Raw genomic sequence first — 17,079 nt, forward strand, 5'->3', positions numbered from 1 at the left:
ACCAACCGAACACAACCCAACGTGCGGCGCAAGAGTTGTTCTTGTTCCGGCGTTGGGTAAAAGCGGTATTGGTAGGCGCGTTGAGTCATGCCTCACATTCTATCACATTCCCTGTAAAAACTGTAAACGGTAACCGGAGGCGCGGCTTTCCTCCCGTCGCTAAAAGCGAGGGTCGGAAAGCCGCTTGCGAAAGATGACTTTCGTTTGCGCCAGATGTGTCATGGCGCGTCTGGAACATGCATCGTCTACATCCTCTACTACCTATGGAGTTTGAACGGATGCCCGATCATTGGGTTCCTCGGCAATTGCCTGGTTGAGAACGTCTAGGGCTTTTACATATTGGGGATCGTCTGGTGTACCAATTTTAGTCCGATCCATCTGTAATGCCTTGCGTTGTTCCTCAGTCAGTTCTATGACAATATCTGGCGGAATCCCTGCCTTATTAATATCACGACCACTGGGCGTCAAATACTTCGCAATAGTCACCGCCAAACCCGAACCATCTCCGAGTCCGCGTACTGATTGTACCAAGCCTTTGCCAAAGGTCTGAGTTCCGACTAATGTGGCTCGTTCGTTATCCTGCAAAGCGCCCGACAGAATTTCACTAGCACTAGCTGAACCGCCATCGACTAGGACAACTAACGGTTTATCGGTCAAGGCTCGGTTTCTGGCGACCTCTTCATTTGAACTACCCTGACGATTCACCGTAGACACAATCTTGCCTTTATCAAGCCACATACGGGCAATCTCAATACTAGAGTAGAGTAATCCGCCCGGATTAGAGCGCAAATCCAAGATGTAGCCATTAACATCCTGCGTCTCTAACTCCTTAATCGCGTCTCGCATTTCCTGTGCCGCGATCGCGCTAAACTGATTCAAGCGAATATAACCAATCTCACCCGTGGGTGTACTCCGATAACTGTAGCGTACTGGATGAATCTCAATCCGCGCCCGTGTGATTGTATAGTCGATTTCCTCCTCGTCGCGTTGAATGGTAAGGGTCACATCAGTACCCGGTTTCCCGCGAATCAGTTGCACGGCGTCATTCACATCCATACCTTCGGTACTCTGACCGTCAATCTTGACGATTAGATCCTTGGCGAGAATACCTGCTTGAAATGCTGGTGTATCCTCAATTGGCGAAATCACCACCAACTTTTTCGTGTCCTCATCCTGGGCGATTTGAATCCCCACACCCGTTAATTCCCCAGAGGTATCAATTTGCATGTTTTTGAACTCTTCGGGGTCCATGAATCGGGTATAGGGATCGTCCAGCGTCTCGAGCATTTCCCGAATGGCTTCGTAAGCTTCTTCCTTGTCAGAATACTCACGGTTTAAATAATCATTCCGAACGGCTCGCCAATCCACCTGGTTGAAGGTAGCATCTACATACTGGCGATCGATAATTTGCCAGACTTCATCAACTAGCTCTTTGGGGCTTTCCTGGAAGAAAGCCTGACTTTGAGATAAATGCAGACCAGCCCCTGTAACTGCAACCGTTGTTAAGACTACTGCGGTCGCCCCGACCACGAGGCTACGTTTTGTAATTACCATAATCCTTTCACAAGCTGGAGGAAAACGACTGCAAAGGAATTACGCTCACTCTAACACAGGCTATGCCAGCACGCTCCTGTTGCACATCTTTGTTATCCATCCTAACTTGCTTGCAGTCCGGATGATAAGGTTGTTGAGTTTTAAATTAGGACGGGTGAAGGGGAATGCGGCTGTATTTGTCCTGGCTCAATCCCTACAGTGTATACCTATCATGCTTTTCAGGCATTCAATCGGTTACGGCTCCCCTCCCCGCCGCCAAACAAATTCAGTAGACCGAAAACTTTTCGGTTGACATCTCAGGGGAGCAGAGGAACCGGGGAGCAGAGGAGCAAGGAAAAATTCAATCAACGAAACAACTGGGGATAAATCTGTCGCCAAGCCAACCCAGCAAAAAGACCCATTCCCAAGAGTAGCCCGATTAACTGCAAAAACCAGAAATTGGGTAATCCGAGGGGCCAGCGCAATAGGTCAACCAGAGCAGCAAGGGGCAATAGGTTGGCAATATTACCCAGTATGGGCGGTAACGTTTCGCGGGGAAAGTACGTCCCACAGAAGGTAAACATGGGGACGATGAATAAGAAAAGTGGCACGTTAATTTGGTCAATCGTTCGCATGATTCCCGCCGTAAACAGTCCCATAACGCCAAATAGCATACTGCCCAAAATAATTAGGGGCAATGATATCAGTAAATGCCAGCCTGAGTAGAGTCCCCACGCCACAGCCACTAACCCCGTCAAGCTACCTGCGATTGTTCCTTTGGTCGTTGCCCATAGCCAGTCCCCCAAAAATACTTCTGTGAAGCTTAACGGCGCTGTGAGTAAAGCTTGCCATGTTTTTTGGAATTTGAGGCGAATAAAACTGCCAAAAGCGCCCTCGAAAAAGGATTGGAATAGCACGCCAATTCCTATCATACCAGGGGCAATAAATTGTAAGTAGGGAACCGTTTCACCGTGGTAGGTAACATCGCCGACTAAGGGACTAAGCCCATAGCCAAAAGAGCGATACCATGTTTGATACTGATGGGCGAGTTGGTGGAGGATTTCTGCGGAAATGCCCTCAATTTCTACCACCTCTGTGCCAACAGTACGCTCAATCAACTCCTCAGGTGTGCCTTGGTCAATCATTTTACCCTGTTGGAGTAAAATTAGGCGATCGCACAATCGTTGGGCTTCATCCATATAGTGGGTTGTCAACAGCACTCCACAGCCCTTTTGCTTAAGTTGACTGACTAACTTCCAAAAATCTTGTCGCGCATGGGGATCAAGTCCAGTTGTCGGTTCATCCAGAAACACCACTTGCGGCTGATTAATCAACGCCCGTGCTAACACTAGACGCCGCTTCATCCCACCAGACAGTTGATCAACCCGATGTTTAGCATAATCTTGCAACCCCACTTGCGCCAGTAACTCCCCTGCCCGTTCCCGAGCCGCTTTGCCGACAATCTGGTAGTGATGGGCAAAGAAAATCAAGTTATCGAAGACACTAAAATCCGGGTCTAGATTATCGTCTTGAGTTACAATTCCCATCGAAGAACGCGCCAAACGTCCTTGAGATTGGATTTGATACTGTCCAAGTTGAACAAAACCTCGACTGGGAATTACTGCACCATAGAGCATTCCTACTGTCGTAGTTTTCCCGGCACCATTGGGACCAAGCAGACCCAAAATTTCTCCAGAATTCAGGGTAAAATTGACACCTTGAACAACATGGTTTGAACCATAAGATTTCCATAAGTCATAAGCCGTGAGTACCACAGATTGGGTTTGAGGTTGAGCCGTTGTCAGAGTCATAAGTAATGGTGATTACACCGCCGATTGTTTACGTTGTCGTCAAGAAAATAGAGTCAGATCGAACAGTCCCAAGGTAAGCTTCATTAGCATGTAGTATGCTGTATTACGGTTTAAATCAAGCTATCACAGGCGGTGAAGACTTCACCTCACCCAATCAGGTTATTGGTCTTATGTCTTATGTCTTATGTCATTCGTTATTTAATTTGAATTGTTAATTCCGGCTTCACCAGCCCTACTCCTGTTGTCCCAGATTTTGAGATAGACCACTTCCAAGTGATTCTGAAGCTCACTTTTACCTATAATCTAAATAACGCGATCGCACACCCGAACTCAATTCCCCATGAAATTTACACGCATCAAGGTCAACCCCAATCATCAGGGCGGAGTTCCTTGTATCAGGGGTCTGCGGTTTATCGCCTGCCCATCTAAAACTACAATAGAAATATGAATGAATCCAAACCCCTTACTATACAACTTCCCAAAAAAGATAGCGATCGCCTAGAAGCTGAAGCAAAAAGGCTGAATGTACCTCCTGAAGTCTTAGCCGTTATTTTACTGCAATTGAGTCTCGCCAAAGTCAATCCATCTATTAATGCTCTTGCTGCCCTCTGGCGACTAGGCGAACTTACGAAAGATGTGCCTCCCGTCGATCCCGTAGAGTTAATACGTGCAGGTCGAGAAGACGTGGAAAAGCGAGGTATGTTATAGTTAATGCCTATTTATTTCCCTCAGAGAGATTAGCCCCAGCCTTGGCTGAACTCGATGTCTTACCTATCTCTTATCATACCCTTCCTCTTGAGTCACGAATCGTTGAAATTGCATTGTCATTGAGTCGAAATAGTGCCTACGATGCAGCTTATCTGCTTCTTGCAGAAACATTGGCAGCTCAATTGTGGACATTAGACGGACCACTTTATCGCAATGCTGTTGGGCAAGGCTACCCAGTGCGGTTAGTAAGTTAGAGTAGTTGCGTGGTACACCTAATTTAGTGGATGACGCTTATACCCGGAAACTGTAGGGGCGCACAGACGTGCGCCCAATTTAATCGGTCACGCCACTACAATTAATCATCCCTTACAGGCAAAGGAGTCTCCAGAATTTCCATCAACAACTCCAGCCGGGAAGGACGAGACAACAGCGGAATCAGGTTTGGCAATGAGTAGTAGTCACCCGCAAAGGTAAACGTATCCACCTGCACTTGCCGTTCCCGCAACTTTTGTTCAATCCAGTCGTAGTAACTGCCCACCTTGACGATGATTACATTTGGCAGCACATTCAACTCCTGACAATAAGCATCAAAAGCGTTACCAAAATAGGGCGCGGTGTTTTCCCCTTGATCCGTCACCAAGATAAACTGTTCCACCAACTGCTTACGCCGACGCATCGCCTCAACGCTACAGCCGATGCTAGTACCACCACCAGCCCGGATGTGCTGAAATGCACGCTCCCAGTGGCTGTACAGATGCTCCTGCGGCAGATTATTCGCCAAGATATCGCCCAATCGGGTATCGCGACTCAGGCTTGCTTGGACGGGGTAGGGCATGGTGTCAAAGGCATAGACAAACAACTCCGCTTCTGTAATCCCCGAAATCAACGCCGCCAGGTGCTTACCCACCTCCAAGGCTTGATGCATGGAGCCAGACTTATCCACCAACAGCGCCGTCGGTTTAGCGATTTTGCCGCGCTTCTTCACCTGCTCATCCATGACGCGCTCCAACTGAGCGGTAGTGGCGAGATCTAACCCCGCCGCCTCAGCCGCAACTCGTCCCTTGAGGGCGGATACACGGCTATCAGATTGAGCCGCCGTCAGCTTTTCATCAATCAACGCCTTCACTTGGGGGTGTTCCATGGCTCCCCGCGCTTTGAGAGACTTGAGGTTATTAATCACCTCTTGGGGTGTCATGGAATTAATCAGGGCGACTAATACAGTGGGCGTGATTTGCTTAACCGCACCAATGGCAATCGTGTAAGGAATCTTATGCGCCACAATTTGCCGTGCTTGTTCGGTGGGAGTTGCTGCTTTTGCCAACTGCTTGAGCGCAAACGCCAAACTATCCTCCGGAGGAGCATCCTTAAACAGGATGGTATTCGCCCGCTCACTCGGCTTAATGTGTAAGGTAGCGTAGAGGTGCTTCATAGATTTACGTCCCCGCAACGCCGCACGGTCAAAAAATTGGGGCTGTTTTTCCCGCTTTTGCAAATAGCGCCGTACTGCGGTTCGGGCGGAACGAGGAACCTTCTGTTGATGCTGCTTCATGAAGTCCACAATTCGCGCCACTTGGTAAGGTGGAAACGTTTGCAGCAACATGAATCCGGCTTCCCGGTGTTCCGTTAACTGACTGGTCAACAGATTCCCGACAAAGACTTCTTTGTGATCACGAACATCCCCTTCTTTCTGATACCATACACCGAGGTGTCCATAGAAGATAGGGTCAAGTTCTACCATCATTTTGTGCAAGTCTGCAACCTTATTTAACTCTCGGTGAGGTGTGGTTAACAGACTGTTGAGCATTTCCAAACGCAAGTCGCGTTCTGCGGTATTCATAACAACCTCCTTTAAGAAAAGAATGGAGGCAAATGTCGCACGCTTTGACTAAAAATAGTGCCGCACAAGTTCAGAAAGCTGTTGAGTTTACCGTGACAGGGTAAGGATGTAAGCTTTCCCGGTTAGGGCGCGGCGACAACTGCCATTGTTGTTTGTAGAGAAGCAAGATGCTACGTCTCTACAGCAAAGGGTTTCAATTACTAGACTGGTGTTCTCGGAGAATTCTGTGTCAGATCAAAAACTGTTTTGAATTAAATTGAAAGATTTTAGGTCAGGTTCAATCCAATGCTGGCGTGCTTGCCAAGACATTAAATAATCGCGGCTATAATATTCGAGTGGTAGATGTGGATTCGTGTAATCCTGGATTAAACCATTAGCTAACGCTTCAAGGGATAGGTTTTTCCCTTTCGCAACTAGATATTGATCCACCATCTGCACCCAAAACAGTGTCAGGGTTTCATGGTAACCACTGTCTTTCGTGGTAATAATACCGATCGCCCGGTTATACTGTTGGATACCGTTGCGAATAAAATCAGTGGCTTTAGGTTGCGGATAATGGGTCAGATACCACAAAGCAACGATTAAATGTGCCTGATGCGTCCACTCATTTCGTGGTAGTGTCCCCTGCTCAAATGCCTGAATTAGACGTTCTATCTCAGCGAATGTCCAAGATTTGTTGATGCGATCGCGCATACCCAGAATCTCCTATTGAACAGAAACCCCAAGTTCAGAGGTTTCCAGCAGAGTTAAGGATTTAACCTGTGCAAAAATTTCAAAGGTTTTGACTAACATCGACGTTTCTCCCGTAATGTTAAAGCTAACGCGCAAGTCAAAAAAGCCGTTGGTTCATACACGGGAATCGAACCCGCGACACATCGATTTCAAGTCGATTGCTCTACCAGTGAGCTAGTATGTAAGCTTTTTTAGTTGGGGCGCGTTAGCACTCTTTATTTCTTCGGGCAAAATTGAAGGGATGAATCACTTCGCGCAAGTTAAAAAAGCCATTAGTCATACGCAGGATTTGAACCTGCATAATCTTGAGCCTAAATCAAGCGCCTTTTCCATTTGGCTAGTATGTAAGCTTTTTGGGTTGGGGCGCGAAGTGAATTTCAACACTTGCAAATAAGAGATATCCCGCGCAAGTTAGCAAAGCCTTATGACTTGGCGCTCTATCCATTTGAGCTATAGCTGCATTGAGTGCAGCTAGTAGGACTCGAACCTACAACCTCCCGCTTCGTAGGCGGAACAGTATGTAAGCTTCACAAGTAAGGGCGCGGGATATTGAATGCTGAATTTTAGATTTTGGATTGAAGAGAATTCGGTGAATTTACCGTTATTTGTACTCATCCAAAATCTGAGTGGATTGGTGCGATCGCGCAAGTTTAAGAAGCTTGTTTTTTTACACCTCTCCAAGAGGCGGAGAGGGCAGGAATCGAACCTACAATCTGAGTTGAAGTCAGACGTTACCAGTTTGTAAGCTTCTCCAGTTAGGGCGCGATCGCACCCGTAAATCTGGCGATGTATTGAGTGGGAATTCGCGCAAGTCAAAAAAGCGGTTTGTGTTTCTGAGCTACTCCCCCAAACAGTGGGGAAGAAAGGATTTGAACCTTTGCCAGTTCGATTATCAATCGAATGCTCTACCGTTTGTATGCTTTTCTAGTCAGGGCGCGAATTCCACTAATTTCTGATGTAAATGCTTTAACCGTAAACGGCTTCAGGACGGATGATTAGGTCGCCACTCGGACGCCGATCAATAACATAATCAGTTAAGCGATCGCGTCCTACCTCAAAATACTGGGCAATGCGTTCCTTGACAACCGAATCTTTCATCCCAACTTGAATACCAAGCTGACGTTCTGGAATATCATAGGAACGACCTTCAAAGCGAATGTGAACCATGCTGGCACCTCCTAGAACTTGATTTGATTGGTGTTTATCAATCTATCTGCGGAGCGAACATACTCATTTGGCTAAAACGACCAGCATTGAGTTAGGTTCACAAACACTGATAGTTCTTAGAGTAAGAATCGCCGCTCTAAAGAATAGATGGTTTGGCTATAACGGATTTGAGCAGTCATTTGATTTAGACTGTTATCATTTGACTCTAAACGTTCTTTTTCCGTCATAGATAGGGTTGAATTTCGCTGATTCGGTTTAGTATCCCACTCGATAGGTGTGAGAACATGGCGAACCAGAGGTGTATACAGGAATAGCATAATGAACCGATTCCGATTACAAAAATCCTGATTGACCTTCGTGAAAATTCCCGACGTTTTATTCGATTTTCAAGGTTCAGACTGGACGTTTGAGGTAGAGAGTTTTGCCTCTCATCTCTCTGTCATGTATTTATACTACATTTATACTACAAACTTGTCAATAGACTGGACAAAATTTTTTTCAGGGAGTTCCTGGGGCAAAGATGCAGGGGACGAGGGAAGCCTGTAGAGACGTTCCGGTGGAACGTCTGGAACATATTGGTCGGGCGTGGAACGTCTGGAACACATTGATCGGGGCGGGTTTAGTCACATTTAGGTAAAGCTAGAAACGATAATAGTAAAACCCGCCCCTACACACGTACTACGCCCGACTAGCGAAGCAAAGAGTCCTCCCCAATCAACAGACAATCCTTACCCTTAACTTTCAGCCGACGGCTTCCAAATCTTTAACCAAGCTAATATGAGTCTTTACGGTACTAAAACCAACAGATTCATAAAGCCGCAGCGCCCCCGACAAGTTTTTCGCATCAACGCCCAGTTTGGCGGTTTCCATCCCAGCCGCCTTGAGTTGTTGCATCCCAGCCAATAACATCACTCGTCCTAACCCTTGCTGACGAAAGCCTCGCCTTGTCCCCAGAACAGCAATCTCGCCTTCACAACGTCCGTTGCGTTGATTCTCTTCGGGATTCACACGACAGTAGCAGAACGCGGCATACGTTCCATCTGGAGTCACTGCAAGTAGACTCAATTCGGGCTTGTAGTATGGGTCTTGCCATTCATGTAATATGCGCTATCAGAAGGAACAATCCACAGCCGACCAAAACCAATAAGCTGATCATTGGCATCTTGCCAAAGACAGAGATCCCGTTCTTTATCAATAAAGGGGTCATCAAAGGATTGCTGGAGTTCCGTGACAGATGTGCCTTCCTCAAGCTGATCAACGGTTTCACAGGTATTGATCAAATTCGCGATCGCGTCTAAGTCGATTTCCCCACGATAGGGACGTCGGGTAATAATACTCATTCTGCAATATCCTTAACATAAGCGATTTGAGTGTGTGTGGTCTGGAAACCCACTGATTCGTATAACCGCCTCGCCCCGGAAGGGTTTTCCGCATCGACATACAGCATGGCGGTTTCCATTCCCTCGGTTTTCAACTGTTGCATCACGGCTTGTAACATACTGCGTGCTACACCCTGCTTGCGGTAACCGCGTCGCGTACCAACCGGATTAATCCAGCCCTGATTCCCATCTTTGGGGATGTAGCCGTCGCAAAAACCCGCCCAAGTACCATCAGGCGCGATCGCAACCACAGACAAGTCGGGTCGAAATTCGGGATTTTTCAGCTTATGGTTAAAGGCTTCAACGGTATCTGGGTGATAATTCCAGTGATCGATAAACGTATCGTTGAACAGTTCCACCCAAGCTTGAGCATCCTGTTCACCTTGAATCGGGCGCAAGGTAAAACCATCGGGTAACTGGGGTTCTGGTATCGGTTCAGACAGTGAACGCACCATGGTGAGAAAGTAGCGCTCAATCCGGAAACCACAGTTTTCCAGGAAAGTAATGCGTTCGGCTTGTTCAGCGCCAGCACCAGCCAGTAGTTTTACCGCCAGACAACGTTCTTGACAAACTTCCTGCATTCGTGATTCTGCCCAAGTGATAATGTTCCTGTATAGAGAATCAACCCGTTGCGTGGGATGAACACGAAACCAGAGAAAACCATCAACCGTTTCCCCAACTGTGGGAATCATTAACCCCGCCAATGCGATTAATTGACCCTCTGCATTTTCCCACAAGCGAATATCCCGTTGCTGATTAACTGAGGGTGCATCAAATTGCATTAATATCTCGGACACTGAGGGGTACTCGTTAGGCAAATCAACCGCTTCACAGGTTTTCAGGAAACGTGCGATCGCATCTAAGTCGGCTTTACCCCGATGAGGGCGCATGGTTAGAGTTGTCATAAAATTAAGCAGATAGGTCAGTTGCTGCAATTTAAGCAACTCAATCAGTAATTTACTACAGGTATACTACAAGTTGGGGCAGAAATAGCACTTCATCCTGTCGATTCACCCAACCGGGTGAACTCGTCGCTCAATCTGAAGAGGTGTCTGTCCCTCAATAAATGGACTACTGAAACTTTTACGTTAAGGATTCATTAACTTTTGAGGATGTACAATAGTGATGTTATGCTTACTATTCTAGATGTAAAATAGGCTGTACTAATTGTCAGATTATAGAACGTGAAAAAGGGTATAGTAAAACGCTGGAGATATATTACACCGTAGCTAAACAGTTTAAACGTTGATTTTCTATCTAAAGATATAGGTAGATTTTAATCGCTAGACTCATGTTTTTTTATGAGCCACCGTTTTTTTGTAAAATCATTATACATGAAGCGAACACATTAATAAAAAAACGCAGTTATTTTCAAAAAATATAATAGTCACTTTAGAGAATGTATGAAAAACATTTAAAGAGCAAACAAAGTTTATTCGGGGTTTACAAAAAAGCCTGGAAATGGTATCTTTGTACTAAGCCGTATAAGTAATCAAGAAATAGTCACAGTGACCCGAACATCCCCAGCAGAGACTTCACCAAAAGAAGTTGCCCCTATTTTTGCCCGCCACGAAACCTTCCACCCAAGGTTTAGTTGGCTCAAAAAAGGATTTGATGCGGCTTGTCAAGACTCCAGCGTATTTCTCAAAGACGATGCTCCTGTTATTTTAGGGGTGGGGAAGAACATGGTACGTTCTATTCGCTACTGGTGTCAAGCGTTTAAGGTTCTAGAAGAAGACAAACCGACTGATTTCGGTTGGAAAGTTCTCGGTGATAGGGGTTATGATCCATTTCTTGAAGATCCAGCTTAGTTATGGTTAATTCATTGGTTTCTGCTGAAACCTACTTGTGAAGCCGCTGCTTGGTACTACACCTTTAATGTATTCCGCCAAGTTGAATTTACATCTGAAGATTTGCTCAGAGGACTCAAAAACTATAGAACTGAATTAGGAACTCGTACTGCTGAATCGTCTCTCAAGAAAGATGTAACCTGTATTCTCCGTATGTATAGTCAGCCAGAAGGGAAAACGAAATTAATAGAAGACTCTATTGATTGCCCTTTTGCCGAACTTGGAATTATCCGGATGACAGTAGACGCAAAATACTATACTTTCCGCATTGGACAAAAAGTGAATCTTCCGGCTGAGATTATTGTTACGGCTTGTTTAGATTATGCTCAAACTCGTGGCAGTTCAAAAACCATTTCAGTTTCCAGTCTGACTTACGACTCGGGGAGTCCTGGGGTCGTCTTTAAACTCCCTGAAAGTGCGATTGCCGAAGCGATTGAGAAAACATCTCGTAGCAGGAAAGGAATTGCCCTTTCTGATACCGCTGGATTAGTCCAATTTTCGTTTACTCAAGACGCTACTCTACTTATAGAAGAGATATTAAATCAGTATTACCGAACGAGAGGTCATTCATGAATCGTCAAACGCTTGAACAATATTTTAGTCTCAATCGTCGTTACTCTCGTTCAGTGAATTTAGAGCGAGATTTAACTCGACCAGACGCTTTAAAGGGTTATGTTTTAACGGAACGGGCAGTGGATGCTTTGCGACGGATTTTAAACGGCTTAACCACGGCTGAAGCCAATCATGCTTGGACGTTAACCAGTGTTTATGGCACCGGAAAGTCAGCGTTTACCCATTATCTTACCTCTGTTTGCGCTCCTGCTCAGAGCCAGATGCGTTCCTCTGCTTTAGAAATTGCTCGGCATACACCATCCGCAGAAAGTAGTGACTATCAAGCGTTAACTAAACTTCCGGAAAAGGGTTTATTTCGAGCTGTAGCAACAGCAGCAAGAGAACCAATGAGTCATACAATTGTCCGGGGATTGCTGCGAGGAGCAGAGACGTTTTGGAGTTCTCCTGCTAAGCGGAATAAAATTACTGTGGTTCATAAGTTAGTGGATTTGGCAACCGAAATTGAGTCAGGAGAAATTATTGATAACCGAGAAATACCGGAGTTAGTCCAAGACGTGGCTAAGGCAGCGAATACGGGGGTATTTCTGGTTATTGACGAATTAGGGAAAAATCTGGAATATGCCGCTTATAACCAAGGGACAGAAGACCTCTATGTTTTACAACAATTAGCGGAACTTCCTGGAGACAGCAAAACTCCGATTTATATTTTAGGCATTCTCCATCAAGCCTTTGCCGAGTATGGACAACGATTAGCCACAGTTCAGCGGAATGAATGGGCGAAGATTCAGGGGCGATTTGAGGATATTCCGTTTACTGAATCGGCTGGACAAATGATGCGGTTAATCGAGAACGTGATTAACATGGAAGCCACTGATAAAATTGCCTGTCAAGTTCATGAATATGGTAACGAGTGGTCAGAGGGATTAGCAACAGTTTTAACAGGAGAGGAACTGCCAACTAATATCTTTAAGGGGGTTTATCCGCTACATCCTTTATCCGCCTTGGTGTTACCGACACTCTGTCATCGTTATGCCCAAAATGACCGTTCCTTATTTACGTTTCTCACCAGTGCTGAACCTTATGGGTTGAGAAACTTTCTCCAAACGGTTAGTCTTGATGGGGAGAGTTTCAGTTTGCCGACTCTAAAATTAGATTGGATTTACGACTATTTCATTGAAGCGGCGGGGATGGGACTGGCATCTCGTCCTAATCTACAACGATGGGTGGAAATCCAAGATTTGATTGCTGATGCGAGGTATTTAGAACCCGATTATCTTAAGGTGCTGAAAGCGATTGGTATTTTGAATCTGGTGACGACAACGGGGGCGACTCGGGCGACAAAGCGGTTAGTCACGTTGGCAATGTGTGACTTTCCCAATAACCAGAATCAACTTACCTATTGGGAAACCGTTATTGAGGGTCTTTTGCAAAAGGGAGTAATTACCCATCGTCGCACCATGGATGAACTGCGAATTTGGCAGGGGTCTGATTTTAATGTTGATCAAGCCCTGTCGGAGTATCTGGAAAAAGACCGTTCTTCCTTGGTCAATTTGCTATCATTTCTGCGTTCATTGCCACCAATTGTAGTACAACGGCACAGTTATAAAACAGGGACATTACGCTATTTTGAACGGCATTATCTGGATAGCACATTGGATTTAACTCAACTCCGGTGCGACAGTGCTGATGCGGATGGTTATGTGGGATATTGGGTGGATGATGAGTCACCAACTCAGGTTCCCGCCGTGACTGACGATGGCAAACCTTTGGTTTTACTGGGTGCAGCAAAACTAGATGTCCTGCGTTTACGTAGCCGGGAATATGCGGCTTTGAAAGCGATTCAAGATACAGCATCAGAATTACAATCGGATGGGGTAGCCCGCAAAGAAGTGCGCTTTCGGGTGGTTCAAGCCGAACAGCTTTTGGATGAAACCCTGGCGCAAGCCTTTGAGATGACAGGGAATGACCAGCAATGTTGGGTACAGGGGGAAGCAGAACGGATTAGTCACATTACGGATTTTAATGCCAAACTGTCCGAGGTGTGCGATCGCGTCTATGATCAAAGTCCGATTCTGTGGAATGAACTGATTAACCGTCGGGATCTCACCTCCCAAGGCGCAAAAGCCAGACGGGAACTGATTACAGCAATGGTTGAACGGGGGAATCAGGAAACGTTAGGACTAGAAGGCTATGGTCCGGAAGTGAGTATGTACTATTCTCTGTTAGGGGAAACAGGTATTCACCGCCAAGAGGAGGGGGAATGGAAACTATGGGAAAAGCAGGTCAAGCACTCAAACAAGTCTTAACGTCTTACGACATCAGCCAAAGCCAACTGGCTACAGAGTTGGGGGTTGAGCGTCCTATTGTCTTTCGTTGGTTTCATGAGCAGACCGATCCCACTGCTGAAACCGTTGCGGAGATTGTCAGAGCTATTCAAATCATTGATCCAGAAGCCTCTAGAGAGTTTGTTGAGATTTACTTAGGTCATCTGACAACCAACGCACCTACGAACTTAATCAGGCTTGACTCTGGACAGCTACCCGAATCAGATCAAGTTGATGTAGTTGCACTATCTCGCCTCTTTTCAAACATCACCACATCTTATAAATACCTCTTTTTCCTGTCTCTTCTTGACATTCTTAAACGACGACAGTTTGAAGTGCTTTCTTCAATCAGCTTTAAAGAAATAATCGTCGAAATGTTGGCAAACGCTTGGTATCCTCACACTTACTTTAAGTTGTCCTTTGGAACTCAAGATAAAATTGCTCAAAAACTGGACTCTTTAACGTTAGAGATTACAGCTTCCATACTAAAATTTACAGACACCAATAAAAAGTTATTACGGACAACGATTGCATTTCAAGATTTGAGTGATTCAATTAATTATCTTAAACGCTATGTTCCCTTTCGCCTCATTGCCCCTTTCTTAGATGCAGAACTCAAAGCAGCAAAGGTTAGTAAAGGTAGAGGTAATGATTTAGAAAAGGCTATTCCCGCCATTGCTGATCACTATTTTGACTCCCAAAAGCCTTTATATAAATTTGACCAAACAGATTACAACCATTGTGAATCAATTTTCATTCATCCCGATTGGGCGACTTATTTAGAAAAACACTATGCCATTATTCGGGGTTGGGCATCCTGGGAATGGGTGAAGTATATGCAGCAACGTAATCCCAACACGCCCAACATCGTCAGTAAAATATTTATGCCTCAGCAAAGAGGCTCTTTATCATCACAGACGAAATACTGGAAACAGGTTTTAGCGGTTCAACCCGTTAGCTGTATCTACTCAGGACAACTTTTAGATCAAGAAAATCTCAGTTTGGATCATTACTTACCCTGGTCATTTGTTGCCCATGATCAGCTTTGGAACTTAATTCCAACTCATCCAAGTGTCAACGCTTCTAAATCTAATAACTTACCTTCAGTAACCTACTTTAACGATTTTGTTGAATTACAATATTTGGGCTTGACTGCTTCTTACCAAGTCCTGAGTCATCAAAAATGGTTAAAAGCCGTTGAATCCCATATTTCTGAGTTAAAGATGAGCGATGCTGAAGATCTACTCGACATCGAAAAATTAAGGAAGGCATACGAACTAACGATTCATCCTTTGATGTCTTTAGCTACTATTCAAGGTTTTAGCCCCGATTGGTCATATCACTGATTTAAAGTTGAATAGCACTGAAATAAGCATTTTGGCAATGCCAGCAGTGTGGATCATATTGTAGGCGATCGCGCCGCCCAAGCCGTTTCCCAAGCTGCTCAACACCTCGCTCAATTAGTGGGCGCATCCCCGAAAGAAATTATCTTTACATCGGGGGCAACCGAAAGTATTAATATTGCAATTCAAGGGAGTATCGCCGCCAGTCATGACTCTTCACCCCGCATTGCCATCTCTCCGGTAGAACACAAGGCGGTTTTAGATACCTGTAAAGCATTAGAGAAAAAAAGACGGGCGGAAATTATTTACCTTCGCGTTGATTCCCAAGGCAGGTTAGATTTAAACCATCTCGAACAAACCTGTCGGCATGGGGTTTCCTTGCTCTGCGTCATGGCAGCTAATAACGAGATTGGGAACATCTATCCCATTGAAAAAATTGGTCGTATTACCCAGAATTATAATATTCCTTTCTTATGCGACGGTTCCCAAGCCGTAGGTAAAATTCCGATTAACGTTGCTGAATGGGGAATCACCTATTTAGCTGTGTCAGGACATAAATTTTATGCTCCCCAAGGGGTTGGCGCTTTGGTACTCAAACGAGGTAATACCCTAGAGCCAATCTTGTTTGGAGGAGGACATCAAAAAGGATTAAGAGCCGGTACACTGAATCTGCCGGGAATTGTCGGTTTAGGAGAAGCTTGTCGGTTGCGACAGTTGGAGATGGTACAAGATGAGAGTGCGATCGCCGCTAAACGCGATCGCCTGCAAGCTCAATTAGCAGAAAAAATTCCCGAACTTATCGTTAATGGAGATATTAACTTCCGTCTAGCTGGAAACCTGCATATCTCCATTCCAGGTATTCCCAACAGTGCCATGATCGCCAGAGTGCGTCGAAAATTAGCCATTTCCAGGGGAGCAGCTTGTTCATCAGGCGTAGAAGCCCCTTCTCATGTCTTGCGTGCGATGAATCTTCCTGAAGATGTTATTGAGGGAGCATTACGAATCGGAATCGGGAGATTTACGACAGAAGCTGAAATTGACCAAGCGGCGAATATTTTAGCGAGTACTGTTAAAGACATTTCTCGTTTACTCGCTGAGAACTAACTTGCCTAAGCTGATAGTTAATGAAAGCAGCGACGACTTCTAGTTGATCCTCGCTCAGCTTATCTATTTCATTTTTCAGGGTTTCTCGCCGTGTAACCATTGCTTTGTTGAGTTTTTATTAACTGCTTCCACTATTTCCCCCTGAGTTACCAGATTGATTTCCTTCGGAGGATGTGGGAGCGCTTTTGGCACTTGGAGTATTCGGAGATTGCTGACTTTGGGGAGGTTTAGGACGAAGCTTCGATGCTCCATTCACACTACCATTTTCTTGCTGATAAGCAGGATGGTTTTTTATCCGATTTGAATAGTCTTGATTCATGGTTATCTCGGGTTTATTCAAGCTATGTGTTGCGGAATCAATTCCAATTATCAGGGTAAACAGGACAGCAAAAATAAAACTGAAGGCAGACACTTTATCTAATCTACCTAAAATTTTATCTTGCTCTTCAGATTGACTGAGTATCTGCTCAATATGAATTGCATTTCTTCACAATGTTTCTGGATCTAACTCCTGAGTTTTGCCTGCACGATCTTCAGCTAAGGCTGCTTCTGCAAGTTGGGCAAGTGCATTTTGAGACTGGTAAAATGTTTGCTCCCAGCAAGTTTCATCTTCCAGTTCTTCCAGAATGAGTGCAGCGATCGCATCTTGGTCAGTCTCAGGGAGTGTTTTTACCCTTTCTATCGCTTGCTCAAGCAACTTAGTCATAGTCACTACAGA

At 45.3% G+C, this 17,079-nt stretch carries 14 protein-coding genes, 3 tRNA genes and 5 pseudogenes; 6 read left to right on the forward strand and 16 right to left on the reverse strand.

The features are described from left to right. From RIC07_RS34960 to RIC07_RS34975, 4 genes and pseudogenes are all read right to left on the reverse strand, one after another. Positions 1–89, reverse strand: an 89-nt coding sequence (locus RIC07_RS34960) for a helix-turn-helix domain-containing protein (protein WP_446393353.1), incomplete at its 3' end; no start/stop codon positions are given. A gap of 172 nt (positions 90–261) precedes the next feature. Further along, positions 262–1,554 (reverse strand): carboxyl-terminal processing protease CtpC, encoded by a 1,293-nt coding sequence (ctpC, locus tag RIC07_RS34965; protein ID WP_446398531.1) that lies wholly within the window; start codon positions 1,552–1,554, stop codon positions 262–264. Positions 1,555–1,898: 344 nt separating this feature from the next. Then, a pseudogene (locus RIC07_RS34970) lies at positions 1,899–2,552 on the reverse strand (ABC transporter permease); the annotation flags it as partial. A gap of 195 nt (positions 2,553–2,747) precedes the next feature. Beyond that, positions 2,748–3,344 (reverse strand): annotated as a pseudogene (locus RIC07_RS34975) (ABC transporter ATP-binding protein); the annotation flags it as partial. 444 nt (positions 3,345–3,788) lie between these two features. On the opposite strand from RIC07_RS34975, the gene RIC07_RS34980 reads away from it, so the two are divergent. Continuing rightward, the gene (locus tag RIC07_RS34980; protein WP_446398532.1) at positions 3,789–4,052 is read left to right on the forward strand and encodes a hypothetical protein; all 264 of its coding nucleotides are present in this window, start codon (positions 3,789–3,791) and stop codon (positions 4,050–4,052) included. Between the two features lie 355 nt (positions 4,053–4,407). On the opposite strand, the gene RIC07_RS34985 is transcribed toward RIC07_RS34980, so the two are convergent. The 4 genes from RIC07_RS34985 to RIC07_RS35000 form a co-directional block, all read right to left on the reverse strand. Then, positions 4,408–5,889: a hypothetical protein gene (locus RIC07_RS34985; RefSeq protein ID WP_446398533.1), complete on the reverse strand. Its 1,482-nt coding sequence runs from the start codon at positions 5,887–5,889 to the stop codon at positions 4,408–4,410. Between the two features lie 234 nt (positions 5,890–6,123). Then, complete coding sequence (locus tag RIC07_RS34990; RefSeq protein WP_446398534.1) at positions 6,124–6,582, reverse strand: hypothetical protein; 459 nt, start codon at positions 6,580–6,582, stop codon at positions 6,124–6,126. Positions 6,583–6,731: 149 nt separating this feature from the next. Continuing rightward, positions 6,732–6,805 (reverse strand) — tRNA-Ser (locus RIC07_RS34995). A 93-nt stretch (positions 6,806–6,898) separates the two neighbouring features. Next, a tRNA-Leu gene (locus tag RIC07_RS35000) sits at positions 6,899–6,968 on the reverse strand. A gap of 206 nt (positions 6,969–7,174) precedes the next feature. On the opposite strand from RIC07_RS35000, the gene RIC07_RS35005 reads away from it, so the two are divergent. Further along, the gene (locus RIC07_RS35005) at positions 7,175–7,366 is read left to right on the forward strand and encodes a hypothetical protein (RefSeq protein WP_446398535.1); all 192 of its coding nucleotides are present in this window, start codon (positions 7,175–7,177) and stop codon (positions 7,364–7,366) included. A gap of 109 nt (positions 7,367–7,475) precedes the next feature. On the opposite strand, the gene RIC07_RS35010 is transcribed toward RIC07_RS35005, so the two are convergent. From RIC07_RS35010 to RIC07_RS35035, 6 genes are all read right to left on the reverse strand, one after another. Further along, positions 7,476–7,567, reverse strand: a tRNA-Ile gene (locus tag RIC07_RS35010). Between the two features lie 20 nt (positions 7,568–7,587). Then, complete coding sequence (locus RIC07_RS35015; RefSeq protein WP_446384460.1) at positions 7,588–7,788, reverse strand: hypothetical protein; 201 nt, start codon at positions 7,786–7,788, stop codon at positions 7,588–7,590. A gap of 116 nt (positions 7,789–7,904) precedes the next feature. Further along, entirely contained in the window at positions 7,905–8,105 is a 201-nt protein-coding gene (locus tag RIC07_RS35020) for a hypothetical protein (protein ID WP_446398536.1), read from the reverse strand. A 424-nt stretch (positions 8,106–8,529) separates the two neighbouring features. Next, positions 8,530–8,838, reverse strand: coding sequence for a GNAT family N-acetyltransferase (locus RIC07_RS35025; RefSeq protein WP_446398537.1), 309 nt, complete (start codon positions 8,836–8,838; stop codon positions 8,530–8,532). A gap of 11 nt (positions 8,839–8,849) precedes the next feature. Further along, positions 8,850–9,128, reverse strand: coding sequence for a hypothetical protein (locus tag RIC07_RS35030; RefSeq protein WP_446398538.1), 279 nt, complete (start codon positions 9,126–9,128; stop codon positions 8,850–8,852). Continuing rightward, positions 9,125–10,072 carry a GNAT family N-acetyltransferase gene (locus tag RIC07_RS35035; RefSeq protein WP_446398539.1) on the reverse strand — a complete coding sequence of 316 codons (948 nt, stop codon included), beginning with the start codon at positions 10,070–10,072 and terminating at the stop codon, positions 9,125–9,127. Before RIC07_RS35035 ends, RIC07_RS35030 begins: the two co-directional genes overlap by 4 nt. A 603-nt stretch (positions 10,073–10,675) precedes the next feature. On the opposite strand from RIC07_RS35035, the pseudogene RIC07_RS35040 reads away from it, so the two are divergent. The 4 genes and pseudogenes from RIC07_RS35040 to RIC07_RS35055 all read left to right on the forward strand — a co-directional run. Continuing rightward, positions 10,676–11,590: pseudogene (locus RIC07_RS35040) on the forward strand (DUF4007 family protein). Next, positions 11,587–13,854, forward strand: a pseudogene (locus RIC07_RS35045) (hypothetical protein); the annotation flags it as partial. The pseudogenes RIC07_RS35040 and RIC07_RS35045, both read left to right, overlap by 4 nt. Before the next feature lie 5 nt (positions 13,855–13,859). Beyond that, on the forward strand, positions 13,860–15,260 hold the full coding sequence (locus RIC07_RS35050) for an HNH endonuclease domain-containing protein (protein WP_446398558.1): 1,401 nt from the start codon (positions 13,860–13,862) through the stop codon (positions 15,258–15,260). 30 nt (positions 15,261–15,290) lie between these two features. After that, positions 15,291–16,361 (forward strand): annotated as a pseudogene (locus tag RIC07_RS35055) (cysteine desulfurase family protein); the annotation flags it as partial. A 118-nt stretch (positions 16,362–16,479) separates the two neighbouring features. Here RIC07_RS35055 and RIC07_RS35060 read toward each other — a convergent pair. Then, complete coding sequence (locus RIC07_RS35060; RefSeq protein ID WP_446398540.1) at positions 16,480–16,680, reverse strand: hypothetical protein; 201 nt, start codon at positions 16,678–16,680, stop codon at positions 16,480–16,482. Positions 16,681–16,848: 168 nt separating this feature from the next. Beyond that, entirely contained in the window at positions 16,849–17,067 is a 219-nt protein-coding gene (locus tag RIC07_RS35065; RefSeq protein ID WP_446398541.1) for a hypothetical protein, read from the reverse strand. Between the last annotated feature and the right edge of the window lie 12 nt (positions 17,068–17,079).

The organism is Coleofasciculus sp. E1-EBD-02, from assembly GCF_040218245.1.
In the GTDB taxonomy this organism is placed as follows: Bacteria; Cyanobacteriota; Cyanobacteriia; order Cyanobacteriales; family Coleofasciculaceae; genus Coleofasciculus.

Coding starts and splice junctions, on each gene's coding strand:
- ctpC (WP_446398531.1), bottom strand. CDS start 1,554: ATGGTAATTACAAAACGTAGCCTCGTGGTCGGGGCGACCGCAGTAGTC.
- RIC07_RS34980 (WP_446398532.1), top strand. CDS start 3,789: ATGAATGAATCCAAACCCCTTACTATACAACTTCCCAAAAAAGATAGC.
- RIC07_RS34985 (WP_446398533.1), bottom strand. CDS start 5,889: ATGAATACCGCAGAACGCGACTTGCGTTTGGAAATGCTCAACAGTCTG.
- RIC07_RS34990 (WP_446398534.1), bottom strand. CDS start 6,582: ATGCGCGATCGCATCAACAAATCTTGGACATTCGCTGAGATAGAACGT.
- RIC07_RS35005 (WP_446398535.1), top strand. CDS start 7,175: ATGCTGAATTTTAGATTTTGGATTGAAGAGAATTCGGTGAATTTACCG.
- RIC07_RS35015 (WP_446384460.1), bottom strand. CDS start 7,788: ATGGTTCACATTCGCTTTGAAGGTCGTTCCTATGATATTCCAGAACGT.
- RIC07_RS35020 (WP_446398536.1), bottom strand. CDS start 8,105: ATGCTATTCCTGTATACACCTCTGGTTCGCCATGTTCTCACACCTATC.
- RIC07_RS35030 (WP_446398538.1), bottom strand. CDS start 9,128: ATGAGTATTATTACCCGACGTCCCTATCGTGGGGAAATCGACTTAGAC.
- RIC07_RS35035 (WP_446398539.1), bottom strand. CDS start 10,072: ATGACAACTCTAACCATGCGCCCTCATCGGGGTAAAGCCGACTTAGAT.
- RIC07_RS35050 (WP_446398558.1), top strand. CDS start 13,860: ATGGGAAAAGCAGGTCAAGCACTCAAACAAGTCTTAACGTCTTACGAC.
- RIC07_RS35060 (WP_446398540.1), bottom strand. CDS start 16,680: ATGAATCAAGACTATTCAAATCGGATAAAAAACCATCCTGCTTATCAG.
- RIC07_RS35065 (WP_446398541.1), bottom strand. CDS start 17,067: ATGACTAAGTTGCTTGAGCAAGCGATAGAAAGGGTAAAAACACTCCCT.